Source organism: Photobacterium sanguinicancri, from assembly GCF_024346675.1.
GTDB classification, from domain to species: domain Bacteria; phylum Pseudomonadota; class Gammaproteobacteria; order Enterobacterales; family Vibrionaceae; genus Photobacterium; species Photobacterium sanguinicancri.
Genome location: NZ_AP024850.1, coordinates 227073 through 251550, shown reverse-complemented (window position 1 = coordinate 251550; position 24478 = coordinate 227073). Strand labels below are relative to the sequence as shown.

The 24478-nt window shown below is 45.8% G+C and carries 25 protein-coding genes; 7 read left to right on the top strand and 18 right to left on the bottom strand.

The genetic code is table 11. From position 1 onward, the window contains the following. Nucleotides 1-84 precede the first annotated feature (84 nt). Nucleotides 85-303 (top strand): YheU family protein, encoded by a 219-nt coding sequence (locus tag OCU87_RS01170; protein WP_062688410.1) that lies wholly within the window; start codon nt 85-87, stop codon nt 301-303. A 79-nt stretch (nt 304-382) separates the two neighbouring features. Then, nucleotides 383-1252: a phosphoribulokinase gene (locus OCU87_RS01165; RefSeq protein WP_261857697.1), complete on the top strand. Its 870-nt coding sequence runs from the start codon at nt 383-385 to the stop codon at nt 1250-1252. 96 nt (nt 1253-1348) lie between these two features. On the opposite strand, the gene OCU87_RS01160 is transcribed toward OCU87_RS01165, so the two are convergent. Beyond that, nucleotides 1349-1753, bottom strand: a complete 405-nt coding sequence (locus tag OCU87_RS01160; RefSeq protein ID WP_094957042.1) for an OsmC family protein — start codon at nt 1751-1753, stop codon at nt 1349-1351. A 272-nt stretch (nt 1754-2025) separates the two neighbouring features. Here OCU87_RS01160 and crp point away from each other — a divergent pair, with 272 nt between their 5' ends. Together crp and OCU87_RS01150 are read left to right on the top strand one after the other, a co-directional pair. Beyond that, nucleotides 2026-2658: a cAMP-activated global transcriptional regulator CRP gene (crp, locus tag OCU87_RS01155; RefSeq protein WP_048898901.1), complete on the top strand. Its 633-nt coding sequence runs from the start codon at nt 2026-2028 to the stop codon at nt 2656-2658. 238 nt (nt 2659-2896) lie between these two features. Continuing rightward, nucleotides 2897-3091 (top strand): hypothetical protein, encoded by a 195-nt coding sequence (locus OCU87_RS01150; RefSeq protein ID WP_094957041.1) that lies wholly within the window; start codon nt 2897-2899, stop codon nt 3089-3091. 130 nt (nt 3092-3221) lie between these two features. On the opposite strand, the gene OCU87_RS01145 is transcribed toward OCU87_RS01150, so the two are convergent. The 5 genes from OCU87_RS01145 to OCU87_RS01125 all read right to left on the bottom strand — a co-directional run bounded on the left by OCU87_RS01145 (nt 3222) and on the right by OCU87_RS01125 (nt 9113). Next, nucleotides 3222-4019, bottom strand: a complete 798-nt coding sequence (locus tag OCU87_RS01145; protein ID WP_094957040.1) for a DUF1338 domain-containing protein — start codon at nt 4017-4019, stop codon at nt 3222-3224. Between the two features lie 158 nt (nt 4020-4177). Next, the gene (gene astD, locus OCU87_RS01140; protein WP_261857696.1) at nt 4178-5653 is read right to left on the bottom strand and encodes a succinylglutamate-semialdehyde dehydrogenase; all 1476 of its coding nucleotides are present in this window, start codon (nt 5651-5653) and stop codon (nt 4178-4180) included. Between the two features lie 15 nt (nt 5654-5668). Continuing rightward, complete coding sequence (gene astA / locus OCU87_RS01135) at nt 5669-6685, bottom strand: arginine N-succinyltransferase (protein WP_062688402.1); 1017 nt, start codon at nt 6683-6685, stop codon at nt 5669-5671. Nucleotides 6686-6896: 211 nt separating this feature from the next. Further along, complete coding sequence (locus OCU87_RS01130; RefSeq protein WP_094957038.1) at nt 6897-8114, bottom strand: aspartate aminotransferase family protein; 1218 nt, start codon at nt 8112-8114, stop codon at nt 6897-6899. A 420-nt stretch (nt 8115-8534) separates the two neighbouring features. Beyond that, complete coding sequence (locus tag OCU87_RS01125) at nt 8535-9113, bottom strand: aminodeoxychorismate/anthranilate synthase component II (RefSeq protein WP_261857695.1); 579 nt, start codon at nt 9111-9113, stop codon at nt 8535-8537. A 428-nt stretch (nt 9114-9541) separates the two neighbouring features. Between OCU87_RS01125 and OCU87_RS01120 the strand changes: the two genes are divergently transcribed. Further along, nucleotides 9542-9928, top strand: a complete 387-nt coding sequence (locus tag OCU87_RS01120; protein WP_062688397.1) for a RidA family protein — start codon at nt 9542-9544, stop codon at nt 9926-9928. A 198-nt stretch (nt 9929-10126) separates the two neighbouring features. Here OCU87_RS01120 and trpS read toward each other — a convergent pair whose 3' ends face one another. The 3 genes from trpS to rpe form a co-directional block, all read right to left on the bottom strand. Then, nucleotides 10127-11146, bottom strand: coding sequence for a tryptophan--tRNA ligase (gene trpS, locus OCU87_RS01115; protein WP_062688394.1), 1020 nt, complete (start codon nt 11144-11146; stop codon nt 10127-10129). A 93-nt stretch (nt 11147-11239) separates the two neighbouring features. Next, a complete protein-coding gene (locus OCU87_RS01110; protein ID WP_261857694.1) occupies nt 11240-11929 on the bottom strand; it encodes a phosphoglycolate phosphatase in 690 nt (229 codons plus the stop codon). Nucleotide 11930: 1 nt separating this feature from the next. Further along, nucleotides 11931-12605, bottom strand: a complete 675-nt coding sequence (rpe, locus tag OCU87_RS01105) for a ribulose-phosphate 3-epimerase (RefSeq protein ID WP_062688391.1) — start codon at nt 12603-12605, stop codon at nt 11931-11933. 171 nt (nt 12606-12776) lie between these two features. On the opposite strand from rpe, the gene OCU87_RS01100 reads away from it, so the two are divergent. Continuing rightward, nucleotides 12777-12974 carry a DUF2970 domain-containing protein gene (locus OCU87_RS01100; RefSeq protein ID WP_261857693.1) on the top strand — a complete coding sequence of 66 codons (198 nt, stop codon included), beginning with the start codon at nt 12777-12779 and terminating at the stop codon, nt 12972-12974. A gap of 33 nt (nt 12975-13007) precedes the next feature. On the opposite strand, the gene OCU87_RS01095 is transcribed toward OCU87_RS01100, so the two are convergent. From OCU87_RS01095 to pilM, 9 genes are all read right to left on the bottom strand, one after another. Next, on the bottom strand, nt 13008-13826 hold the full coding sequence (locus OCU87_RS01095; protein WP_261857692.1) for a Dam family site-specific DNA-(adenine-N6)-methyltransferase: 819 nt from the start codon (nt 13824-13826) through the stop codon (nt 13008-13010). A gap of 108 nt (nt 13827-13934) precedes the next feature. Further along, on the bottom strand, nt 13935-15422 hold the full coding sequence (locus OCU87_RS01090; protein ID WP_261857691.1) for an SPOR domain-containing protein: 1488 nt from the start codon (nt 15420-15422) through the stop codon (nt 13935-13937). Nucleotides 15423-15469: 47 nt separating this feature from the next. Next, entirely contained in the window at nt 15470-16549 is a 1080-nt protein-coding gene (gene aroB, locus OCU87_RS01085) for a 3-dehydroquinate synthase (RefSeq protein ID WP_094957261.1), read from the bottom strand. A gap of 21 nt (nt 16550-16570) precedes the next feature. Next, entirely contained in the window at nt 16571-17089 is a 519-nt protein-coding gene (gene aroK / locus OCU87_RS01080) for a shikimate kinase AroK (protein WP_062688382.1), read from the bottom strand. Between the two features lie 163 nt (nt 17090-17252). Continuing rightward, nucleotides 17253-18965, bottom strand: a complete 1713-nt coding sequence (locus tag OCU87_RS01075) for a type IV pilus secretin PilQ (RefSeq protein WP_390960288.1) — start codon at nt 18963-18965, stop codon at nt 17253-17255. 13 nt (nt 18966-18978) lie between these two features. Further along, nucleotides 18979-19512: a pilus assembly protein PilP gene (locus OCU87_RS01070; protein ID WP_062688381.1), complete on the bottom strand. Its 534-nt coding sequence runs from the start codon at nt 19510-19512 to the stop codon at nt 18979-18981. Then, nucleotides 19512-20120 carry a type IV pilus inner membrane component PilO gene (gene pilO, locus OCU87_RS01065; protein ID WP_062688379.1) on the bottom strand — a complete coding sequence of 203 codons (609 nt, stop codon included), beginning with the start codon at nt 20118-20120 and terminating at the stop codon, nt 19512-19514. The genes OCU87_RS01070 and pilO overlap by 1 nt, the downstream gene beginning before the upstream one ends. Beyond that, a complete protein-coding gene (locus OCU87_RS01060; protein ID WP_062688377.1) occupies nt 20117-20722 on the bottom strand; it encodes a PilN domain-containing protein in 606 nt (201 codons plus the stop codon). The genes pilO and OCU87_RS01060 overlap by 4 nt, the downstream gene beginning before the upstream one ends. Next, nucleotides 20719-21735: a type IV pilus biogenesis protein PilM gene (gene pilM / locus OCU87_RS01055; protein ID WP_261857690.1), complete on the bottom strand. Its 1017-nt coding sequence runs from the start codon at nt 21733-21735 to the stop codon at nt 20719-20721. Before pilM ends, OCU87_RS01060 begins: the two co-directional genes overlap by 4 nt. Before the next feature lie 140 nt (nt 21736-21875). On the opposite strand from pilM, the gene OCU87_RS01050 reads away from it, so the two are divergent. After that, nucleotides 21876-24413, top strand: coding sequence for a penicillin-binding protein 1A (locus OCU87_RS01050; RefSeq protein ID WP_261857689.1), 2538 nt, complete (start codon nt 21876-21878; stop codon nt 24411-24413). Nucleotides 24414-24478 lie beyond the last annotated feature (65 nt).

Sequence of the window (24478 nt, the reverse complement as noted above, 5' to 3'; positions counted from 1 at the left end):
GCGGCTCTTGCCATTACTATCCTTAACCACTGATAATAATGTTATCAGTGGTTAATATACCCTCCCTAGCAGTAAGCGGTTGTTATGATTATTCCTTGGCAAGACATCGCCCCAGAAACACTCGACAACTTGATCGAGCACTTCGTGCTACGAGAAGGCACCGATTATGGTGAACACGAAAAAACGCTAGAACAAAAAGTCCAACATGTTCGCGGCCAATTGGCGAAAGGCGATGCCGTTGTCATGTTCTCAGAGTTGCATGAATCAGTGGACATTAAGCTTCGTCGAGATCTCAATTTCTAATACTCGCGGACGCTTACGCTTGATCTAATCGCAACATCCTGTTAATAACTCATCGTTAATCTTAACGACAGGGTTTGTCATGTCTGCAAAACATCCCATCATTGCAGTAACAGGGTCGTCCGGTGCGGGCACCTCGACCACTTCAGAAGCCTTCCGCAAAATGTTCAATATGATGAGCATCAACGCAGCATGGCTTGAAGGCGATAGTTTCCACCGATTTACCCGTCCTGAAATGGATGTTGAAATTCGTAAAGCCAAAGAACAAGGTCGTCATATCAGTTATTTCGGCCCACAAGCAAATGACTTTCCACAACTAGAGCAGTTCTTCTGCCAATATGGTGAAGACAGCACAGGTAAATTCCGCCGTTATCTCCACACCTTTGACGAAGCCGTCCCCTACAACCAAATGCCAGGTAGCTTCACCCCATGGCAAGAATTACCCGAAAATACCGACGTCTTGTTTTATGAAGGCTTGCACGGTGGGGTTGTCGATGGTGAAACCAATGTTGCACAGCATGTCGACTTACTGATTGGCATGGTGCCTATCGTCAACTTAGAGTGGATCCAAAAAATTGTGCGCGATACCCGCGATCGGGGCCATTCGCGCGAAGCCGTCATGGAATCTATCGTCCGTTCGATGGATGATTATCTTAATTACATCACGCCGCAATTTTCACGCACTCATATTAACTTTCAGCGAGTTCCTACGGTGGATACCTCGAACCCACTCAGCGCCAAAGGGATCCCAAGCTTGGATGAGAGTTTTGTCGTGATCCGCTTTCGTGGTATCAAAAATGTCGATTTCCCGTATTTACTGTCGATGATTCAGGGCTCTTTCATGTCACGCCATAACACCTTGGTTGTTCCCGGGGGAAAAATGAGCTTTGCAATGGAGTTGATTATGCGCCCGTTGATCCAACAACTGATTGATACCGGAAAAATTGGTTAACGCCTCGAATTTGGCTCCCACATTCAGCACCAACAAAAACGGAGACCGTAATGTCTCCGTTTTACGCGACTACGATAAGCTCATTTTACAATGGCTTTACGCAACAACCACCTCATACGAATGCGTTAGCTCAACGCCCTCGCCTAACATCAAACACACTGAGCAATATTTCTCGAGTGAATCAGCAACCATTTTCGCCACTAAGGCATCATCAAGATCATGACCTGTTACCACGAAGTGCAGATTCGCCGTTGTGAAAATGCGAGGGGCGGTTTCGCGACGAACAGAGGAAATTTGTGCTTCGCAGCCCGTGATTTTTTGATTGGCTGATTGGAGACCACTCACCACATCGACCGAGCTACACCCACCAGCAGCCATTAACACTAGCTCCATTGGACTGGGTGCTTTTTCACCACCATTACCGTCCATTACCACACTGTGACCGGAATTTGACTGGGCTAAAAATGTCATTCCTTCAACCCATTTCACACGTGATTGCATTGCTTTCTCCTTAGTGTTTTGGCGTCAATTCTGCATAATCTAACAACCGTGTGATCATGTGCACACTTATGAGTACAAAATGACGATTTCAGATAGATCAATATCAAGAAATGCCCACCGAAAAAAGTTAAACTCTCAATTAATTATTCAAGTGAGCTTGCAGCCCAGCGGCTGGCTTTATATTCTAGCCAGTGAACAATTCTATTGTTAAGCCCAAACTGAAATTATAGGGATGTCGTTGTTGGGCAACAAACGCAGAGGAAGTTAGTAATATGGTTCCAGGTAAACCTCAAACAGATCCAACACTAGAGTGGTTTCTTTCACATTGCCACATTCATAAGTACCCATCAAAAAGCACTTTGATTCATGCTGGTGAGAAAGCGGAAACGCTCTACTATATTGTAAAAGGCTCTGTTGCTGTTCTTATCAAGGATGAAGAAGGCAAAGAGATGATTCTTTCTTACCTAAACCAAGGTGACTTCATCGGCGAACTTGGTCTTTTCGAAGAAGGTCAAGAGCGTACAGCTTGGGTTCGTGCTAAAACACCTTGTGAAGTGGCTGAGATTTCATTTAAGAAATTCCGTCAACTAATCCAAGTAAACCCAGATATTTTGATGCGCCTATCTGCACAGATGGCGACTCGTCTTCAAGTAACAAGCCAAAAAGTGGGCGACCTTGCGTTCTTAGACGTAACAGGCCGTATTGCACAGACGCTACTAAACCTAGCAAAACAACCTGATGCAATGACTCACCCTGACGGCATGCAAATCAAAATTACTCGCCAAGAAATCGGTCAAATCGTGGGTTGTTCACGTGAAACCGTTGGTCGTATCTTGAAAATGCTTGAAGAGCAGAACCTAATTTCTGCACACGGTAAAACTATCGTGGTATACGGTACTCGTTAATCTTTTGATGACTCGATTACAGCTAATAAAAAAGCCGCTTTTGCGGCTTTTTTTGTACCTAAAATACCCAATACTCTCAGCGTATACTCAGTTATACATTTGCTAGCGCTGTCACTGATTATTCTCTTGCTAACTTCACCACCAGTGCTACATTATGCATAACAACTATCAGGCCGGTGATACTAAGAACCTCGCCTGACAATCGCCATCAGATGGCAAGTACTATGGGATTTACGATATGGATATCGAACGTTTTTCTCCGCACTGCGCAACTGCGACACCACCAACAGCGATAGCCCCACTACCAAGCACTGTTGAAATGACAGGTTTTAATGGTCAACGCCATTATCTTGAGCAGCATATCGCGCTGACGCAGATGCCACATCGCCAAAGTAATGTGCAGTGGTCCCCACCACTAGACAGCTTGCACTGATCCCACAATTACCTGTTATCAGCTCTACGGCGATTATTCTTATTGTCATGCTTTCTCAGTGCCATATTTTCTCGGCGCTATCTTTCCGAAGCGCTATCTTTCCTCAGCGCCATAGGAGCTGGGGATATCCTTAATCGCTATTTGTACTTTCAAATATCTTATCTGCAGATGCCGCTACAAACCCGGTATACAGCTCTCCATCACTTTTGGGGTAACGCTTGGCAAATTCATAGAAACCACCCGAGACCTGTTTTACGCCTTCTAAAAATGCCACTGGTACTTTATCGGCCATAGTGGAAGATTGCTCCAGCATCTCTTCGGGACTCCCCTTGACCGCCCCCCCTGACATATTGATAGCAAAGCCATTATGCTCCAGCAGATGATTCACCTCTGCGACTTCGGTAAATTGCTCAAGTTGATTAATACTGACCGTGAAATGATTAGCACCAAACCCATGCGCAGCTAACCAACCCGCGTATTCGCTTTCCGCGGCAAGCATTTCATAGGTTGCCAAATCAATATCCCACAAACGGCCGCCGTATAAAAAAGCGGGATCTTTCATCGCCATCTCTGGCACTTGTTTCACTAAGTCACGAACCGCTTGCTGCAACAGTGATGAACACTGCCCGACTAATAGTTCACTGATGAACACTTTTGGTGCGGCTGGATTAGGGTGCTCAAAGTGCTCGGCATACAGCTTTTTGCCCTCAAAATGGTAGGTGCCACAAGGCTGGTAGCCAATCGCAATAAATGGTGCTGCCAACACATCTAATCCTACCTTAGGCAGATTGAAGGTACGCAACGCAATATGATCATTCAATAAAGGCTCATCTTCCGTTAGCAAAGTATGCACTTGATCGGCTGATGGACACAGGCGCTGAATATAGTCTTGCCACAGATTGTCAAAAAGTTGCTCTACTCTTTCCATGTTGAGATGCTCCCCGTTAATTGATAGTTGTCACAATGCCCTGATCCGACCTAATCAGTATGGCACTTATTGGCTATTTATCTTGTTACTGAGTGGTAGCGTTACAGTGTGTGGTGGTATTCATAAAAATGGGCACCATTTGGTGCCCACTCGTACATTTATAGCGTAATGCCCGGTGATAACTGAGTGGGTAGCTCCGCTTGTTCACCTTCCATCGATGCCATAGGGTAAGCACAATAGTCAGCGGCATAGTAAGCACTTGGGCGTAAGTTACCGGATGCACCCGGCCCACCAAATGGCGCATCACCGCTCGCGCCCGTCAACTGGCGGTTACGGTTTACAATGCCGGCACGAATATGATCAATAAAATATTGCCATTCCGCATCGTCGGTTGAGATCAAGCCCGCCGATAACCCATAGCGGGTATTATTAGCCAAAGTAACCGCTTGAGCTAAATCGTCGTAGCGCACCACCTGTAGCAGCGGACCAAAGTATTCTTCATCAGGTAACTCAGCAATGGCGCTCACTTCAATGATTGCTGGTGAGACAATCGCCCCTTGGCCACGTTTGGCTTCTAGTAAGACGTTCCCACCAAGGCTAATAAGGTTAGCTTGTGCAGCAATAATGCCATCAGCGGCCTGCTTAGAGATTTGTGGCCCCATAAATGGCTGAGGATCAGCAAATGGGCCATCAATGCGTAACTGTGCTGTTGCTTCTACCAAGCGTTTGACGATGGCATCACCCACTTCACCGTTCGGTAAATACAAGCGACGGGCACAAGTACAACGCTGGCCTGCACTAATGAACGCCGATTGAATAATGGTGTATACGGTTGCTTCAACCTCACCATGGGCGTTCGAGATCACCATCGGATTATTGCCACCCATTTCAAGTGCCAACATTTTACCAGGCTGCCCAGCAAACTGCCGATGAAGGATATGACCTGTATTGGCACTGCCCGTGAACAGCAAGCCATCGATACCCGTCGAACTGGCAAGGGCTTCTCCTGTCGGGCGCGAACCTTGGACTAAGTTAATCACACCAGCAGGTAAGCCTGCTTGTTGCCAGAGTTTCATTGCCACTTCGGCCGTTTTGGGTGTTAGCTCCGACGGCTTAAATACCACGGTATTGCCCGCCAATAATGCAGGAACAATATGGCCATTCGGTAAATGTCCAGGGAAGTTATACGGACCAAAGACCGCCATCACACCGAGTGGACGATGGCGCAGCACAGCCGTTGTCGCCCCTGCCACTTCTTTTTCTTTGTGACCAGTACGCTCATGGTAAGCACGCAATGAAAGCGCAATCTTACCGACCATAGCCCCCGCCTCGGTGCGGGTTTCCCACAAAGGTTTACCCGTTTCTTCCGCTATGGTGGTGGCAATATCTTCGCTGTGCTCTTTTAGCAACTCAGCGTACTTTTCAACAATCGCCTGACGCTCCTCAAGCGAGGTATGACGCCAGCTTAATAAGGCTTCACGAGCACTTTTCACCGCATGTTCAACTTGATCTGCAGTGGCTGCTTGTCCTTGCCAAATCACCTCAGAACTAAATGGGTTTAACGAATGAAAAGACTCACCAAGACCTGCGACCCACTTTCCTGCAATCCAATTTACTGCGAATGATTGTGTCATGATATTCCCCTTATCCTATTGTCCCATCAAGCGAACCATATCGCCTTGCTGTAGCTGTAATGCTGTTGCCATCGCAGGTGAAATAATCGCGATATTACGCTCACCATCTACCGCTACTTTTCCTACCGTGGCGCGAAAGTTTTCAAACGAGGTATTACTGATCAAATAATCGTGCGAACTACTGTGTTCGCCAATTTCGACACGGCAACGCAAAGAGTGACGCACCGACTCAATATTACGGACCTCACACTCCACCATAGGGCCAGCATCAAAGATGTTGACGTAACCACGGCAGGTAAAGCCCTCTTGCTCCAATAAACGCAATGCGGGGGCGGTATTGTCATGTACCTGACCAATCACCGCCTGCGCTTCTTCACTGAGCAAATTGACGTAAATCGGCAGCTTCGGCATTAAGTCGGCAATAAAGCCTTTGGCGCCAATCCCCGTTAGGTAATCGGCATGGGTAAAATCAATCGAGAAGAAATGCTCTTTCAGCCACTCCCAAAATGGTGAGTGACCGTCTTCATCTGACACGCCACGCATTTCGGCAATCACTGTCGGTGAAAATCGATGGCTATGTTCAGCCATCATCAAAAAACGCGCTTTAGACAGCAAACGACCATTCAGGCCTTTACGCCACTCAGGACGCAAAAATAACGTACACAGCTCACTATTGCCGGTGTAGTTATTACCAAAAGTCAGTAACTTCACCACATTGTGAACATCAAGGCGACGTGACGCATGCACCACAGTACTCAAGTGATACGTATAAAAAGGGGTATCTAAACCAATGGCAGCTTCTATCCCAGTAGTACCTGCCACTTCACCCGTGTCAGTATCTTCAGCCACCATCAAGTAGCCTTCGGTACCAATTTCCGTTACTTCTTTCGCAAAACTCTCTTCTGAGTGGGCAATACGATTACGAAGCATGCCTTCGTTGACAGGCAGTGAAGTAAAACCATGACCAGATTCTTCCGCGCAGCGCATAAGCGCCGGGTAATCTGTTGCAGTAATAGGACGAATAACCAGCATCGAACTCCCTCCTGATGCAGGTAGCGATCATGTCGCTAACTAAGTGTGGAAATAACTTCGCCAGTGTAGGGGGCGAAAAGTTACAGCGATCAAGCTCCTGCCAATGCTGTAGTCAGTTATAAACGGGCCAGCCGTTATGCTCTCGCGCTGCGAGAGAGAAAAGACGTGTAATGCATGAGCATTACACGTGGTGTTACTGTGACATAAAAAATTACGCGTTATAGAGTTTGGCGATTGCCGCTTCTAAACGCGCTAAGCCTAGATCAACATCTTCTTTGCTTATCACTAACGACGGCGTAAAGCGCACCACATTAGTACCCGCGACAAGCACCATCAAACCTTCATCAATAGCCGCTAACAGAACATCACGCGCACGGCCTTGCCATTCATCGTTTAAAGCAGCGCCCAGTAATAGTCCCTTGCCACGCACTTCAGCAAAAATTGGGTATTTAGCATTAATGACAGCAATACCATCACGGAACCATTGCTCACGTTCTTTCACGCCCGCCAATACTTCAGGCTTAGAGACTTCGTCCACCACAGCTTCAGCCACCGCACACGCCAGCGGGTTACCACCGTAAGTTGAACCGTGCGTACCAATTTTTAAATGCTTGGCTAATTCCGCAGTTGTGAGCATGGCACCAATCGGGAAGCCACCACCCAGTGATTTCGCGGTACTGAGAATATCAGGGGTTATCCCTAAACCTTGGTAAGCATAAAACTCACCCGTACGGCCATTACCTGTTTGCACCTCGTCAAAAATCAGCAGTGCATTGTGTTTATCACAAAGCTCACGTACACCCTGAATAAATTCAGGTGTTGGCGAGATAATGCCACCTTCACCTTGCAGTGGCTCCATCATAATAGCGCAAGTACGGTCTGAAATATGATCAGCAAGTGCCGCTAAATCATTGTAAGGAAGGTGCGTAACATCCCCCGGCTTAGGACCAAAACCATCCGAGTAAGCCGCTTGCCCGCCAACCGTCACCGTAAAGAAAGTACGACCGTGGAACCCTTGTTTAAACGCAATAATCTCTGATTTTTCAGCACTGAATTTATCAGCCGCGTAACGACGCGCTAATTTTAACGCCGCTTCATTTGCTTCTGCCCCAGAATTGGCAAAAAATACTCGTTCAGCAAAACTGTGCTCAGTCAGCTTTTTGGCTAGGCGTAATGCGGGCTCATTGGTCATCACATTGCTCAAATGCCAAAGTTTATCTGCCTGCGCTTTCAGTGCGTTCACCATCACAGGATGACAATGCCCTAAACAACTCACCGCGATACCACCGGCAAAGTCGATATATTCGCGATCATTCTGATCCCATATGCGAGCACCTTGCCCCTTAACAGGGATAATCTGCATTGGGGAGTAACAAGGCACCATCACCTCATCAAATAAATGACGTTCTACTTTTTGTTCCATTGCCATCACACTTTCCTTCTGTGTATACCGCCTTAAGCATAGTATTTACATTTTATTAACGAATTCCAATAGCAGAAAATTCTTTTTGCACGTTAAAGCTCCCCGACGATTGGATTATGAGTAGATATTTATGCGCGTAATAAGCGGATTTATGAAGAGCACAGTAATAAAGAGTGTCTTTCCCTTAAGGAAATAAAAAAGTAAACGACAGCTTTAGGCCCTGTATAACAAGGAGGTTAAAAGGGAAAAGTAGAAAAAGTAGGAAATACGAGGGAAATATTATGTTTTAGCCGCGATTATTCAGAAGAATATTCTCCCAAATAACACCTCAGCCTAAAAATGCAGATAAAAATGAAATATATGTTAACAATAGTGATAAAGATCTCGTATTTGAGAGACCTTTACAGCTCTATATTGATGTTTTTTTCAGGTTCGGCGTAAGAAATTGGCTAATAGCTGATGACCTTGCTCGGTCAAAATACTCTCTGGGTGAAACTGCACCCCTTCAATCGGCAATGTTTTATGGGCAATCCCCATGATTTCATCAAACTCACCATCACGCTCAGTCCAAGCTGTTACTTCAAAACACGCTGGTAAAGTATCTGCTTTTACTACCAGTGAATGGTAGCGGGTGACGGTTAGCGGGTTATTAAGGCCTTCAAAGACACTACGATTAGTATGAATAACGGGGGAGGTTTTACCATGCATAACTTGTCGCGCTCGAATCACATCGCCGCCAAACACTTGCGCAATAGACTGATGGCCCAAACATACCCCAAGAATGGGCAGTTTACCGGCAAAATGACGAATAGCATCCAGAGATACCCCGGCGTCATCTGGTGTACAAGGCCCAGGGGAAATAACCAAATGGCTTGGTGCTAACGCTGCAATACCCGCAATATCAATATCATCATTACGTACTACTTTGACCTCGGCGCCCAGCTCTGAAAAGTACTGGTACAGGTTATAGGTAAACGAATCATAATTATCGATCATCAACAGCATAGCGTTACATCCTTACTTGGCTGGTTGGTATTTTGCAAATCCCTCGATGAAAGGCAAGGTAATTCTCAGGCTTACCCACTCTATATAAAGATCCACTGAAGATAACGATCATGACCAGTTAAAAAATGCGCACAAACTTAAATATTTTTTAATATATCAAATTTAGTTAGAAAAAATTTGCATCACTCAAAATTTGATGTGATACTTCGCAACATAATAAAAATGTATCCAATTCTTCGGTATACGGCGTTATCGCGGTATGCAAAGACGGAACCCAAGGCTGCGCCTCTTTTGCTCCACAACTGACGGCGCTTTTTTTTCAGCGGTTATCATTAGTTTGATTTTGTTGAGTCAGACAAGTCATACCCGCTTTGAAAAGCATTGTGGAATATTTAGAACATCTATTGTTGATAACTTTGAGGTTTGAAATGACAACAACTATCGCCAGCGACCAAGCACCAGCAGCAATCGGTCCCTACGTACAAGCGAAAAAGTTTGGCAACATGCTAATCACCTCTGGTCAGCTTCCAATTAACCACGAAACAAAAGCCATGCCTGAAGACGTTGCTGAGCAAGCACTTCAATCATTAATGAACGTGAAAGCGATCGTTGAAGAAGCTGGTCTAACCGTGGGCAACATTGTGAAAACGACAGTCTTTGTTAAAGACCTCAATGACTTCGCTAAAGTAAATGAAGTTTACGGTGCATTCTTTGATAAAGAGTGCGGCGCATATCCTGCGCGTAGCTGTGTCGAAGTGGCACGCCTACCTATGGATGCAAAGGTAGAAATTGAAGCAATTGCAGTAGCAGAGTAATCCCCCTACTCTCTCTGACAGCTTTCCTCTTGCGATAACCCAGCCATTGGCTGGGTTATTTCATTTTAGCCCGAGCAAATCTACATCAGCCTTTAAAAACAAAAAAACAGCCACCGGGGTGACTGCTTCTTCATTCGTTAGCATCGCTTAGCCATCAATACGCATTCAGTTCGCGCTCGTCAGCTTACGAGATAAACTTTAATATGGACGCGTAACAAAACCCACCGCTTCGTAGGCTTTTTTCAATGTAACAGCTGCGCGCTCAGAGGCTTTCGTGGCACCCGCTTTCATCACTTCGTCCATGTAAGCACGATCAGCGCGAATACGCTTATATTCCGCTTGAATCGGCTCTAGCATAGCAACCAAAGCTTCACCAACGTCATTTTTGAATGGACCATACATTTCAACGCCTTGGTATTTCGCTTCAATTTCTGCGTAGCTCATACCTGTTGCTGCTGAATATAAACCCATCAAGTTAGCAATACCGGCTTTGTTCTCGACATCATGAGCGATACGCGGTGGCATCTCAGCATCTGTCTGCGCTTTTTTGATTTTCTTCAAAATCGACTTCGGTTCTTCTAGCAGGGTAATAACATTTTTACGGTTATCATCCGACTTCGACATTTTTTTAGTCGCGTCCTGCAGGCTCATTACACGTGCATTCACGGTTGGAATGTAAGGTTCTGGCACTTGGAACAATGGCGCTTCCGGCGTGTAGATATTATTAAAGCGAGTCGCGATATCACGCGCTAGCTCTAAGTGTTGTTTCTGATCGTTACCGACAGGCACTTGATGAGCGCCGTATAGCAAAATATCAGCAGCCATCAGTACTGGGTAACCAAATAAACCCGCGTTTACATCATTCGCGTAACGCGCTGATTTATCCTTAAATTGGGTCATGCGGCTTAACTCACCCATTTGGGTGTAACAATTAAGTAGCCAGCCTAGTTGGGCATGCTCTGGTACATGCGATTGAACAAATAAGGTGCTCTTCTTCGGATCAACGCCAACCGCTAAACAAATAGCCAGCGCATCTAATGTTGCTTCATGAAGGGCTTTGGGGTCTTGACGCACAGTGATTGCATGCAGATCGACAACACAGTACTGACAATCGTAATCATCTTGCATCTGTTCCCACTGACGCAGCGCACCCAGGTAGTTACCAATACTTAATTCGCCAGATGGCTGAACGCCACTTAATACAATGGGTTTACTCATGATGGGATTTCCCTGATTTGCTCATTAACCAAACTAAGCAGCGGCCAAAGTGGCCGCTGAATATATTTCCGATGATCAGCTAGGCTGTTCGTACTAGCTGTCTAGTTTAACCACTTCTGTCAAAAGACTAAAGTGATCCAGCACAATATCGGGTTCACTTGCGCTAATTGGTTGACCATAGTTGTAACCATAAGTCAGCCCAACAACATAACACGATGCCGCCTTAGCCGCCAAAATATCATTGCGTGAATCGCCAACCATCAGCATTTGTGCTGGTGTGAGTTGGTGCTTTTCCAGTAACCAGTTTAATGCAAAAGGATCCGGCTTTTTCAACGGGAAAGTATCACCACCGATCACATCAACAAAGTACTCGCTGATACCATGTTGATCTAGCAAATGCGGTACAAACTGCGCTGGTTTGTTAGTCACAATCGCCATCGGGATACCAGCTTGATGGAAAGCGGCAAGCGTGTCTTTAACTCCGGTATAAAGGGCACTTTTTTGGTGGCCGCCTTCATCATAGAAGCGATCAAACAATTGGCGAGCTTCACGATGAATTGCAGGGTCAAGGTTGGGATCAACCTCGAGACTTTGGCTTAAACAGCGACCAATCAAAATATCAGCGCCATTACCAATCCATGTAGTGACTTGCTCAACCGTCACGCGTTCACGACCAAGCACTTGCATGGTCTTATCGGCGGCCTCTGCTAGATCTGGCACGCTATCAAGCAAAGTGCCATCTAGGTCAAAAGCAATAAAGGTAATGCCTTCTAGATACGTCATCTTAGCGTTCAACTTTCGCTAGTTCAGCACGCATTTCATCAACAACCGCTTTGTAATCCGGTTGGCTAAAGATGGCAGAGCCCGCCACGAACATATCGGCACCCGCTTCAGCGATTTCACGAATGTTATCCACTTTCACGCCACCATCAATTTCAAGACGGATATCGTAACCAGACTCATCAATGCGCTTACGCACTTCACGTAGTTTGTCTAGCGTTGCAGGAATGAATGATTGACCACCAAAGCCTGGGTTAACCGACATCAGTAAGATCATGTCGATTTTATCCATCACATAATCAAGGTGGTGTAATGGTGTTGCTGGGTTAAAGACCACACCAGCCTGACAGCCATTTTCTTTGATCAACTGTAACGTGCGATCAAGGTGCTCGGTCGCTTCCGCATGGAAAGTGATCATGGTTGCACCCGCTTTCGCGAAGTCTGGGATAATGCGATCAACAGGCTTCACCATTAGATGAACGTCGATTGGTGCTGTGATGCCGTAATCACGTAGAGCTTTACAGATTGGTGCGCCAAACGTCAGGTTAGGTACGTAGTGATTGTCCATTACATCAAAGTGCACCACGTCTGCACCTGCTGCGAGTACCTTCTCTACATCTTCGCCTAGACGCGCAAAGTCTGCCGATAAGATAGATGGTGCGATCAAAAAGTCCTTCATGTTCAGCCTCATTAGAAACACGTTATTGCCGATGGCGATACCGAGAGTGTATGCCACCGAATAAGAGAAATCGGCGCAATTCTACCCGATCACGCAAACGTTGTCCTATATCAATATCTGTTCCATTTCACGCTATGCTCATTGTAGTGGCAGAATAATGATGAGGCTAAAATGGCGGATCAGGAGAAACCATCCATTTATAAGGTATTTACCAGCGCTATCGCAGCGTTATTTGGGGTGCAATCACAAAGCAATCACCAAAGAGACTTTGGGCAATCAAGTCCATGGCCATTTATTATTGCAGGAGTGGTGGCAATTGGTTGTTTTGTCGGAGGGTTATTAGGGGTAACTTGGCTAGTTACCCACTAAAAGGCTGTATCACAGAAAAAATATAACGGTGACTTACTTGACTTTGAATAACGCCAGTAGCTCATCAACCTTATTGCGCCCACTGCCATTGCGACTAATGGTACGTCTCACTTTTACCACAGATAAATCAGCACCATGGTACAAACGACGCGTCAAAGTGGTGTCATGGTTTGAAATCAACACCGAGATCCCACGCTCATTCGCTGCATTTTCTGCCGCATCGGCAAGCGCTGCTTGATCATCTAAGCTAAAGCCATTACCTGAATACGAAGTAAAATTAGCCGTAGTTGATAATGGTGCATACGGTGGATCGCAGTAAATTACGCTGCCTTTACGGGCACGTGAAAACGTCTGCTGATACCCTTCACACACAAATGTGGCACGCTTGGCTTTTTCAGCAAAGTAGTACATTTCCGCTTCTGGGAAATACGGTTTTTTGTACGAACCAAATGGGACGTTAAAACCACCTTTCTTGTTATAGCGACATAAGCCATTAAAACCATGACGGTTCATATAAAGAAAATACAGTGAACGCAGGTAAGGATCTTTGGTTGCATTAAACGCAGCACGGATCTCAAGATAGGCGCCCTTCTGATTATATTCAGGCGTGAAAAATTGACGAACATCTTCGACGTATCGCTCAGGATTTTCTTTGAGAATATTGTACAGGTTGATCAAATCAGGATTGATATCCGCCAGAAGATATTGGTCGAAATCTGTATTCAAAAACACAGAACCGGCACCAACAAAAGGCTCGACCAACTTACGCGCGGGCGGTAAATGGCGCTCGATTTCCTCGACCAGAGAATACTTGCCTCCAGCCCACTTCAGGAATGCACGATGCTTTTTCATTTAGCTAGCCACCACCAATAGCACGAATGTTACGAAAGGTGGCGGATTGTACCCCATTTCATGGGTAAGCTGATACCAATTGGCGGAATTATTTGCCATCACATTAGATTATTTTACGCGGTCTATCTCACGGTGAATTTGGCTGTATGATTTTACCCAAGGTTGACCAGCTTTTACGCTATTTGACAGGTTTTGCTCGGCACGACGAGCCGCAGCCACTGTATTAAATTCACCCGTTACCACAATAAACCATGGTTCATTGCTACGTCGTGTTTCATAAATACTGGCGATATCATTAATGCCATGTTTCGCAATGAAATTGCGTGCTGCCGATAATGACCTAAGTGCGGCGAGTTGGAGTGCATATTGGCGTGCAGGAACCCGCTTCAATTCATAGCCTAAGGTATTTTCACGCGGTGCCACACTCGGTTGAGCAGAGGCCATCGGCGCATTTGCACTCTCCTCTGGAACAGAAGGAGTAACTGGCGAATTCTCATTGATATGAGTCGGTTGAGCGTGCTCCGTTGACAAGCTGTGCACTGCTCTTTCGCCGCTACCACCTTGTGCTTGTTCTGCCAATAAACCATCAACTAATTCAGCAGGGACAACGATACGTTTGCCTTCATCACGACGGCCGACCGTCAACCCGTCTACTTTTACTTCAGGCGGTAACACCGATGGATCATCAAATCTCGCACCGTTACTACTTGGCAAGGTAGCTGATGCGTCACTGACCGAAAGTAAATCAGAGTCCGCCGACAATGCTGCAGAAACATCACGTAACGGTGTTAGCTCCATTGGCACTTCTGTTGACTCAGTAATCAATGGAACAGAAGATGAAGAAGAGGTTTCACTTGGTAAGAACAGCCATATGGCAGCAGCACCAACAACAACAGCCAACAAAGTCACCAACAAGGCGGGAGATAATTTTCGATTTGAGGTGTTCACCATTCCTTGGTCTTCCTTGTCATTCAAACGGACTAACTCACCAGGCCTAGGTTCTACCAGCTTAGCTTGTTCCTTTAATTGGCGACGAGCGGTTGCATCCAGGCCAGAGGTAGTGAACATCACTTCCACAAACATCTGTACTTCTGCTTCGCTAAAGTCACCGATTTCTAATTCTAATGGTGTTTGCCCTTGGCCGTGTGACACTTGGCTTAAATACTTATTTAGCCGTCCCGTTTGGCTAAAAAGCAACACATTGATTTGCCAATGAGGCATCGTCTGCGCCTTCACTACCAAAGCCCACAATTCGGCAATCATGGTTGGGCTCAGTAGATGAGCATCATCTATCACCAATAGCAATTGTACTTTATCTCCCCCTAACATCCGATCGATGCTTTGCAGCAATGGATCTTGCTCATTGAACAATGGGGACGGTACAAGTTGGTTAAGAATAAACGTGCGATGCTGAGCATCAGATTGGCTTGGGTGGCATAAAAGCAACGCTTGTTTGCTATCTTTTGCCCATGTTTCGAGGTAACACTGCGCTAACCATGTTTTACCTGAACCTTCACGACCAGATACTTGGATAAGATTAGAGCTAAAGCGCGTTAAGAATTGGAGGCGAGACAAAAGTTGGATTTGACTATCCAAATCCAAACTTTTCAAAGTTAGGTCACTGACCATACTCAGCCGCCACGCTAACCATTAATAACATCACGTAGCGTAGATTCCGTCACATCAGTAACCACTTCAGCACTACCAATAGCAGTAGGTAGTACTAACCGAAGTTGGCCAGACAATACTTTTTTATCACGCATCATGTGCTTAATAAAACAGTCGTAATCCATCGATTCAGGAATATGAGTAGGTAGTTGAGCGCGTTGCAATAACGCGGTAATGCGGGCAACGTCGTCACTAGACATCAGCCCTTGACGCTGCGCTGTATGTGCCGCAAGTACGGTACCCGTAGACACGGCCTCACCATGCAACCAATTACCGTAGCCCATTTCGGCTTCGATGGCATGGCCAAAGGTGTGACCTAAATTAAGCAGTGCGCGCACACCCGATTCTTTTTCATCGGCAGCCACGACATCCGCTTTGATCTGACAACAACGCGCAATCGCATAGCAAAGTGCTTTGTTATCGAGTGCCTGAAGTTTTTCTATATTATCTTCAAGCCATACGAAGAAATCATAATCAGCAATAATGCCGTATTTGATCACTTCAGCCATACCCGCTGCAAATTCACGAGCCGGTAAGGTCTGTAAACAATAATTATCAATCACAACCGCTTTTGGTTGATAAAACGCACCGATCATGTTTTTACCAAGCGGGTGATTGACAGCGGTTTTCCCCCCTACCGAGGAGTCTACCTGTGACAACAAAGTTGTCGGTACTTGCACAAAATCGACGCCGCGCTGATAGCTCGCAGCAGCAAAGCCGACCACATCACCAATCACTCCACCGCCTAATGCCACAATCACAACATCACGCCCATAATTGCCTTCGAGCAAGAACGACATGATTTGATTGAAGGTTTCTAATGTTTTGTACTGCTCACCATCAGGTAAAGACAGTAGTGCAACATCACATTCAAGCGATGCTAACGTTGCAATCACTTGATCAGCGTATAAGGGAGCAACGGTTTCGTTACTCACAACAACAACACGCTGACCACTTTTGATTGCAGACGAAAACAACGCCGGGTTATTAAATAACTCGGCGCCGATAGAGATTGGGTAACTTCTGTCACCAAGATTAACGTTGATCCGTTCCATGGTCAGCTTCTCTGCAAGTAATTAACGCTCTTCAAGCATTTTGATGATCTGATTAGCCACAACTTTTGCGCTTTGATCATCAGTGCGTACGACGTAGTCTGAGACTTCTTCGTACAATGGATTACGTTCTTCAGCTAACGCTTCCAATACTTCACGTGGAGCATCAGTTTGTAGCAATGGACGCTTCTTGTCGCGTTGTGTACGCGCCAATTGTTTCTCGATGGTGGTTTCCAAATACACCACGATGCCACGAGCAGATAGGCGATTGCGGTTTTCTTTGCTCATTACAGAGCCACCGCCAGTCGCAAGTACAATACCTTGCTCTTGAGTCAAATCGTCAATGACGCCTTCTTCGCGAATGCGGAACCCGCCTTCACCTTCAACATCAAAAACCCAACTAATGTCAGCCCCTGTACGTTCTTCGATAACTGTATCGGAGTCTAAAAACTCCATATGCAGTTGCTGTGCAAGGTGTCTACCAATAGTGCTTTTGCCGGCACCCATTGGGCCGACCAGGAAAATATTTCGTTTTTCAGCCATTTTTAGCAATTTTACGCGCGGTTAATAAAACGACACCGCCCGCAGGCTTTATTCAAATAAGCCCGAGGCGCCAACTTCCTCACATGTAATTCGTGATAAGACCGAAAATTATCTCAGGACTCACCGCCACTTGGCAATAGCTAGAGCCCCTCAATTAGCAAGATTACTGAAAAACAATCTTCGGAGTGACAAAAATCAACAGCTCACGCTTGTCTAAGTCTTCTTTTGTACGGCGAAATAGCGCCCCAAGAAAAGGAATATCCCCTAAAAGTGGCACTTGTTCGACTTTGGTCGACAACGCATGCTGATAAATACCACCTAAAACTAAGGTTTCGCCATTATTCACTAACACTTGAGTACCAATTCGCTGAGTATCGATAGCAACGGCTTCACCTGTACCTGTTTTCACCGTTTTACCGACTTTATCCTGCGTGACTACCAAATCCAGTACTAACTTATTATCCGGCGTAATTTGTGGGGTCACCATTAGGCTCAAAACCGCTTTTTTGAAGCTAACCGTCACCGCACCACTGGACGACCCTTCAAGATATGGGATCTCAGTACCTTGTTCGATATACGCTGTTTTCTTATTTGTCGTCACTAAGCGAGGGCTTGAGATAATCTCAGCTTTTTCTTCAGACTGCAGTGCAGACAGTTCTAAATCTAGCAATATATCACCCATTTTTGCCACCTGAAATGCAATACTTGATGCACCAGCGGTGGTTGCACCTAGGTTTACATTCAAGAAATCATCCACTGTCGCTTTACGATCTAACAAACCTGAGTTGTGCAAATTGCTTTCTACTGAGCCACCAATAGTGGTATCGCCATTGTTGCTGATCACCCCCCAACGAACACCCAACTCTTCCAAATCCCCTTCGCTCACGGTGACGATTCGAGCTTCAATTTGGACCTGCTTAACTGGAATATCCAAGGCACTCAAAATATCTTTTATACTTTCGATGCTCTCAGGAAGATCCTTTATGATTAGTGAGTTAGTGCGTTCATCCACATGTAAAGAGCCACGAGCAGAAAGCATGCTAACACCGTCTTCATCCCCTAGTAATAAACTGGCTAAGTCGATGGCTTTAGCGTATTTCACTTGAATCAGCTCAGAACGTAATGCGGCTAATTCTTCCGATTTACGCTTCGCCGCTAGCGCTTGTTGTTCATGACCATCAAGTTCCACTTTCGGCGCTACGAGTAGTACTTTGCCATTAACACGCTTGTCTAAACCTTTTGACTGTAAAATAATGTCGAGCACTTGCGGCCACGGCACATCATCAAGGCGTAATGTCACATTACCTTCAACGGTATCCGAAACAACCAAGTTAAAATCGTTGTAATCCGCAATCAATTGCAAAACATTACGCACAGGTACATCTTGGAAGTTAATTGATATCGGTTTGCCTTTGTAAGTAATACTTTCTGGATCTGCTTCACTTGCTTTTGGCTTAGCCGTCACAATCACGTCAAGCTGATTGCCTTTGGTTGTATAGTCATAATCAAAACGTTCTGACATCGTCAGTAATAACTTAACGCCTTTCTCACTTCGAAAAGTTTCTACGGTTTTCACCGCAGTAGCAAAGTCATTAACATCAAGTACATACAGCATATCATCATTGATTGTGGCATCGACCACCTCGACATAGAGCTGTAAACCAGACTGACGGATATCAATCAATGATTGCGCTTTATCTAATTGAACGCTGAGAATACCTTGTCCTGTTTCACTACGATGGAAATCAAGTTCTGCAATTTGATTACTTGCATACGCCCAACGGGGAAACATTAATAGCAACATCAGCCAAGCAACCCCATATAGCAGCACAGAGAACCGCTTTTCAGTCACTAACTTTGTGAACATCCTTCTCATTTCAACATTTCCCTTAAAATACAGGTGTATCTTCAGCTTTGAGTGCCAGTTGCGTTTCACGCTTCAACCAACATCCTTTACCGTCCGATAAGATTTCTTCAATATCAATAAACTGTGGAGTGACTTTAAGCACCCGACCATGATTAAGGCCGAGGTATTGTCCCTCTCGAATTTTGACTAACTTTGACTCAGGGGTATAAATAAGTGCCCACCGTTGTTTGCCGCCATCCATCACACCTTTAATCGCTAACTGATCAAGCGGGAAACGCTCCAATGATTGCGGGTGACGGGTATTATCTGGTTGCCAGCAATCTTTGCCTTGCGCTTCTTGACCATCAATTTTTTCAGGCTGGGGCTGTACAAAAGGGAGTCGGTCACTGGTCATCACGAAATCATCAGCAACAAAATAATAAGGCTCAGGCAGTGGATCTACGTGGATTTTGGCATGGGTGTGAGCATCACTGACAAATTGATCAATCGAGTCTGTATTCGCGCGACAACCAACTAATAACAAGATCATCGAAATATAGAGCCATCCTTTCTTCATTATGGTCGCTCCTCTGTACCTGTTTCTGTCGGCGGCTTAAAGCGATAGGTACTCGCTGATACTCTCAATGACAAGATTTGTTCATCAGGCGTCAACGACACCACGGATAAATCAATATCTTTCAAGGTCACAATCCGAGATAACTTAGCGACCGATGACGCAAAGCGCCCCATCTGTTGATAGTTACCCGTGACTTCCATATTTATGGGCAGCTCGTAATACCATTGGTCTTCACGTGTGGGCGCCCATTCAATGCGTTGAAAATCTAAGCCATTACGCACACCAACATCATTAACTCCCGCTAAAAAGCTTGCGAGCTCATCTTCTTCAGGTAACTGCTTAATCACTTGTTGATAGCGCCGATTCAATTCTTCAACTTGCGCCTGCATCTTAGGTAACGCGGCAACCTGTGCGGCGCGGTTACTGATTTTGGTTCGTAATTCAATTTCAGTTTGCTTGAGTTGCTCTAACTCATCATTGAGTGGCTGTTGCCAATACCAATGACCACCACCAGAGAGCAAAGCAACAATCAAGACCAGCACCACGCATTGCGGGCCAAAGGGCCACTCTAAAATTTCATCAAGTTCGAGGTCTTGCCACTGGCTCATTGCGTTCTCCTGACGAGCTGCTCTGCGGGGGGCGTGTCGGCTTGCTTCATCGCGCCACGCTCTAGCATCGAAAATGAAGCATTAAACCGTGTAAGGTTCTGCTGCGAATCCCCTTTTGTCGCGACGATGGAATGCATAGCGACTTCATTTAGCCATACCGTTTTTTCAATATTGCCCAGCAGGGTGGCTAATCGCCCATTTGAATCACCGAATCCATGCAAATCCACCGTATGCTCGTTCAGCACGAGTGACTCCAAATACACCCCTTGCGGAATTAGTCCTGGTAATACGCTGAATAAACGCGTCACTCGATTTCGCTCTCGCTGGATCTCGGCAATCACATGTAAGCGTTTATTCAGCGCATCTCGTTGGCGATCTAACTCAGGTAAAATAGCTAGGCGGTGTTCAAGCACCGCAATTTCTTGATGCAACGTTTGATTACGTGCTTGTTGGATGTCTTGCTGCTCAAGGAAATACTGTGCAACACCAATCTGCACAAAAAGGACCAATAGCAACGCGCCACCAATCCCACTGAGAAACCGTTTTTTATGCTGCAGCTTTTGCTGTTCGCGCCAAGGTAACAAGTTAATTTGTTTAATCATCGTAAGGCTCCTCGAAGGGCTAACCCTGTCGCGACACCAAACTGGCAATATTGACGGTGCGGCTCAAGCGCTAGCTTGTTATTCACCGAAAAACGCTGAAAGGGATTAAGCCAACGAATATCAAGATCCAAGATGCGCTCTAATACTTCTTCCAATACCAAGTCCTGACACCCGCCACACACCCACAATCCAGTGAGCGGGAAACGAGGATGGGTTGAATGATAAAGCTGGATCTGACGGCGAAGCTGATCCGCCAGTTGCTGGGTAAAGCGCTCGGCTTCACTCGTATCCGTTGAAGAAAACACCAGCATGTTATCGCCTGGGGAACGTGTCGAAGATCCCGCGTCTACTAACGATGAACCTAATGGCATTTCACGATGAAATGCCATGTTATCAGGTGGATCAACACAGAATTCGGTGTGATGTTTTCCGATGTCAATCACCCCATACACCCCCTCTAATCGCTCAGCTTCACTGTAATGCTTCGCTAGCCACAACAAAGCGTGGGTTTGTAATTCCATGATTTTGGTTTTCATTCCCGCCTTAGTCAAAACCGCCACGCGACTGTCGATAGTCTCTTTGCGTGACGCAAACACTTGATAAGGTAAAGTGGCCAATGCCGGTGCCATTGAGGTGCTATCAAGAGGGAAGAAATCTAACCGCAGATCGTCAATCGGGAAAGGAGAGGAGGAACCAATTGCTTGCATTACCGCAAACTCGAGTTCATCGTTATTTAAGTTGGTGTCTAGCTGAATAATTTTGCTAATGACTGCGCTATCTGGCAGCCCCAATGCGACTTGTCTCGCAGTGCGTGGTAATTGCTTTTTGATTTGACGAATCGCTGACAACAAGTGCTCTGCGTTCACGCTATGCTGCTCGTTAATCACCAGAGGTGGCAACACAACCTCGGTAAAGGCTGCCAGCTCGACACCTTCTTTTTTCTGAGCTAGTGCCACCGCTTTGACACTATGATGCCCAATATCAATACCAACGCTGAAAGGGTTATGAAACATACCGTGCTATGCTCCTGATAGTGAAAAAGCAAATAAATTCAAATAACACCATTGATGGCATTAATTTTCATGAAGTTATCTTTATACTATTGGTTGTAAGATATTGAACGGTCGAATGATGGCGTAACGGGAAATCTCAAGTGAAGTTCATAAAGCGATTACTAATACTTGCATTAATTTGCATAATTCTTGGAGTCGGTACAATTTTCGGTTTTTATTTTTATGTAAAACCGGAATTACCTGATGTAGCTACATTAAAGAATGTCGAACTACAAACCCCGATGCAGGTGTTTAGTGCAGATGGTCAGCTGATCTCGCAATTTGGTGAAAAGCGTCGAATCCCTCTGCAGTTAAAAGATATTCCACCACAAATGCTCAATGCATTTATCGCAACAGAAGACAGTCGTTATTACGACCACCCCGGGATTGACCCCATCGGTATTGCCCGAGCAGCATTTGTTGTTGTCACTTCAGGGTCGGCAAAGCAAGGGGCCAGCACCATAACTCAACAGCTTGCGCGTAACTTCTTCCTCACTAATGAGAAGAAGATCATGCGGAAGATTAAAGAGATTTTCATTGCTATTCACATTGAGCAATTACTGACGAAAGATGAAATTCTTGAGCTTTATTTAAACAAGATTTACCTCGGTTACCGTGCATACGGTGTCGGCGCTGCCGCACAAGTGTATTTTGGTAAAGAAGTAAACCAACTAACATTGAGTGAAATTGCGGTCATTGCGGGTCTGCCAAAAGCACCATCCACCATGAACCCTATTTATTCGTTAGACCGCTCAACCCACCGTCGCAATGTAGTGTTGCGTCGTATGCTTGATGAACGCTATATCAGCCAACCAGAATTCGACCAAGCACGCTCAGAGCCGATTGTGGCGCGCTATCATGGTGCTGAAATTGCGTTAAGTGCACCGTATTTTGCTGAACGTGCACGCGCATGGATGGTAGAACGCTACGGTGAAGATGCGTATACCTCTGGCATGCGTATTTACACCACAGTGAACGCCAACCTACAGCGAGCGGCTCAACAAGCGACGATTGAGAATTTATTAAACTACGATCAACGCCATGGTTACCGTGGTGCTGTTGCCTCTCTGTGGAAAAGCAATGCGCCAGCATGGGATAGCAAAAAAATCGAATCGCACCTTGCTAAGCAACCAAGTTACGGAGAACTTCGCGCGGCGGTGATTACTTCGGTGAGTGACAAAACCGCCCAAGCGATGATCAGTAAAGGTGAAACCATCACGCTTGAGTGGGACGGTATGAAATGGGCTCGCCCATTCAAAACAGATACTCGCCAAGGGGCGACACCGAAAAAAGCAGGCGATATTTTAAGTGCGGGCCAACAAATATGGGTACAGCAGAAAGAAGACAAATGGGTACTAAGCCAAGTCCCAGATGCCAATACCGCTTTCATTGCCGTATCACCACAAAATGGTGCAGTACAGGCCATGGTTGGTGGCTTTAACTTTATTCACAGTAAATTTAACCGTGCGACTCAATCAGTTCGTCAAGTAGGCTCAAGCATCAAACCTTTCATTTATTCAGCAGCACTGGATAACGGTATGACGCTAGCAACCTTAGTGAACGATGCGCCAATTAATCGCTGGGATGAAAGCCAAGGCACAGCATGGCGTCCGAAGAATTCACCACCAACATACAATGGCCCTACCCGCTTGCGCCTAGGTTTAGCACAATCGAAAAACGTCATGGCTGTGCGTGTATTACGCAGTGTTGGTCTAGATGAGTCAATCAGCTACTTAACGCGCTTTGGCTTTAAACGCGAAGAAATCCCGCGTGCTGAAGCTATCGCACTGGGTGCTGGTAGTTTAACGCCGCTTGAAATGGCACAAGGTTTCTCCGTGTTTGCTAACGGCGGCTACTATGTTGAACCTTATTTCATTGAGCGGGTTCAAGACCCTTACGGCAACTTGGTATACCAAGCAAACCCTAGCGTTGTTTGTAACAGTGAATGCCAGCAGCAAAATGGCCAAAAGGCACAAACCAATAGCTCAATCGTAAATGATATTACGATCAGTGAAGAGTCCTTAGGCACAGGTAGCGATACCCTACCTCATGATCAACAGCCGACTCACTATGCTCCGCAAGTGATCTCTGAGCAAAATGCTTTCCTCGTTCGTGAAATGATGGAAAGTAACATTTGGGGGGGCGGCAGTTGGAAACACGGTAGTGGCTGGAATGGTACAGGTTGGCGTGGTCAGGTACTAAAACGTCGTGATATTGGTGGTAAAACCGGTACGACCAATGGATCTAAAGATGCTTGGTACTCAGGTTTTGGTCCAAATATTGTTGCGACAGCTTGGGTTGGTTTTGATGATCACAGACGTGAACTGGGTAAATCATCATGGAATAACAATCTAGGTAAAGAGCAAATTTCTGGCGGTGAAGCTGGCGCAAAAACAGCGCAACCAGCTTGGGTCAACTTCATGAAAGTGGCACTCCAAGATATACCGCAACAACGTAAGCAAGTACCCGCCGATATTGTCCGAGTTCGTATTGACCGAGATTCAGGCTTGTTGACTCAAAAAACGGATTACACCTCCATGTTTGAGTATTTCAAACGAGGCACTGAACCGAAAGAATACGTTTCGCAAAGCAGTGCAGGCAGTGTATTTGAGTCTAGCGGTGAAGAAGAGTTATTCTAACTCGTTCACTTCAAAACCCTATAAAAAGAGCGCCTGAGGCGCTCTTTTTTTTGCTGTTACTTCCA

Bases quoted from the DNA above. Each gene is read 5' to 3' on its own strand.
- OCU87_RS01170 (WP_062688410.1), top strand. From the start codon at position 85: ATGATTATTCCTTGGCAAGACATCGCCCCAGAAACACTCGACAACTTG.
- OCU87_RS01165 (WP_261857697.1), top strand. From the start codon at position 383: ATGTCTGCAAAACATCCCATCATTGCAGTAACAGGGTCGTCCGGTGCG.
- OCU87_RS01160 (WP_094957042.1), bottom strand. From the start codon at position 1,753: ATGCAATCACGTGTGAAATGGGTTGAAGGAATGACATTTTTAGCCCAG.
- crp (WP_048898901.1), top strand. From the start codon at position 2,026: ATGGTTCCAGGTAAACCTCAAACAGATCCAACACTAGAGTGGTTTCTT.
- OCU87_RS01150 (WP_094957041.1), top strand. From the start codon at position 2,897: ATGGATATCGAACGTTTTTCTCCGCACTGCGCAACTGCGACACCACCA.
- OCU87_RS01145 (WP_094957040.1), bottom strand. From the start codon at position 4,019: ATGGAAAGAGTAGAGCAACTTTTTGACAATCTGTGGCAAGACTATATT.
- astD (WP_261857696.1), bottom strand. From the start codon at position 5,653: ATGACACAATCATTCGCAGTAAATTGGATTGCAGGAAAGTGGGTCGCA.
- astA (WP_062688402.1), bottom strand. From the start codon at position 6,685: ATGCTGGTTATTCGTCCTATTACTGCAACAGATTACCCGGCGCTTATG.
- OCU87_RS01130 (WP_094957038.1), bottom strand. From the start codon at position 8,114: ATGGCAATGGAACAAAAAGTAGAACGTCATTTATTTGATGAGGTGATG.
- OCU87_RS01125 (WP_261857695.1), bottom strand. From the start codon at position 9,113: ATGCTGTTGATGATCGATAATTATGATTCGTTTACCTATAACCTGTAC.
- OCU87_RS01120 (WP_062688397.1), top strand. From the start codon at position 9,542: ATGACAACAACTATCGCCAGCGACCAAGCACCAGCAGCAATCGGTCCC.
- trpS (WP_062688394.1), bottom strand. From the start codon at position 11,146: ATGAGTAAACCCATTGTATTAAGTGGCGTTCAGCCATCTGGCGAATTA.
- OCU87_RS01110 (WP_261857694.1), bottom strand. From the start codon at position 11,929: ATGACGTATCTAGAAGGCATTACCTTTATTGCTTTTGACCTAGATGGC.
- rpe (WP_062688391.1), bottom strand. From the start codon at position 12,605: ATGAAGGACTTTTTGATCGCACCATCTATCTTATCGGCAGACTTTGCG.
- OCU87_RS01100 (WP_261857693.1), top strand. From the start codon at position 12,777: ATGGCGGATCAGGAGAAACCATCCATTTATAAGGTATTTACCAGCGCT.
- OCU87_RS01095 (WP_261857692.1), bottom strand. From the start codon at position 13,826: ATGAAAAAGCATCGTGCATTCCTGAAGTGGGCTGGAGGCAAGTATTCT.
- aroB (WP_094957261.1), bottom strand. From the start codon at position 16,549: ATGGAACGGATCAACGTTAATCTTGGTGACAGAAGTTACCCAATCTCT.
- aroK (WP_062688382.1), bottom strand. From the start codon at position 17,089: ATGGCTGAAAAACGAAATATTTTCCTGGTCGGCCCAATGGGTGCCGGC.
- OCU87_RS01075 (WP_390960288.1), bottom strand. From the start codon at position 18,965: ATGAGAAGGATGTTCACAAAGTTAGTGACTGAAAAGCGGTTCTCTGTG.
- OCU87_RS01070 (WP_062688381.1), bottom strand. From the start codon at position 19,512: ATGAAGAAAGGATGGCTCTATATTTCGATGATCTTGTTATTAGTTGGT.
- pilO (WP_062688379.1), bottom strand. From the start codon at position 20,120: ATGAGCCAGTGGCAAGACCTCGAACTTGATGAAATTTTAGAGTGGCCC.
- OCU87_RS01060 (WP_062688377.1), bottom strand. From the start codon at position 20,722: ATGATTAAACAAATTAACTTGTTACCTTGGCGCGAACAGCAAAAGCTG.
- pilM (WP_261857690.1), bottom strand. From the start codon at position 21,735: ATGTTTCATAACCCTTTCAGCGTTGGTATTGATATTGGGCATCATAGT.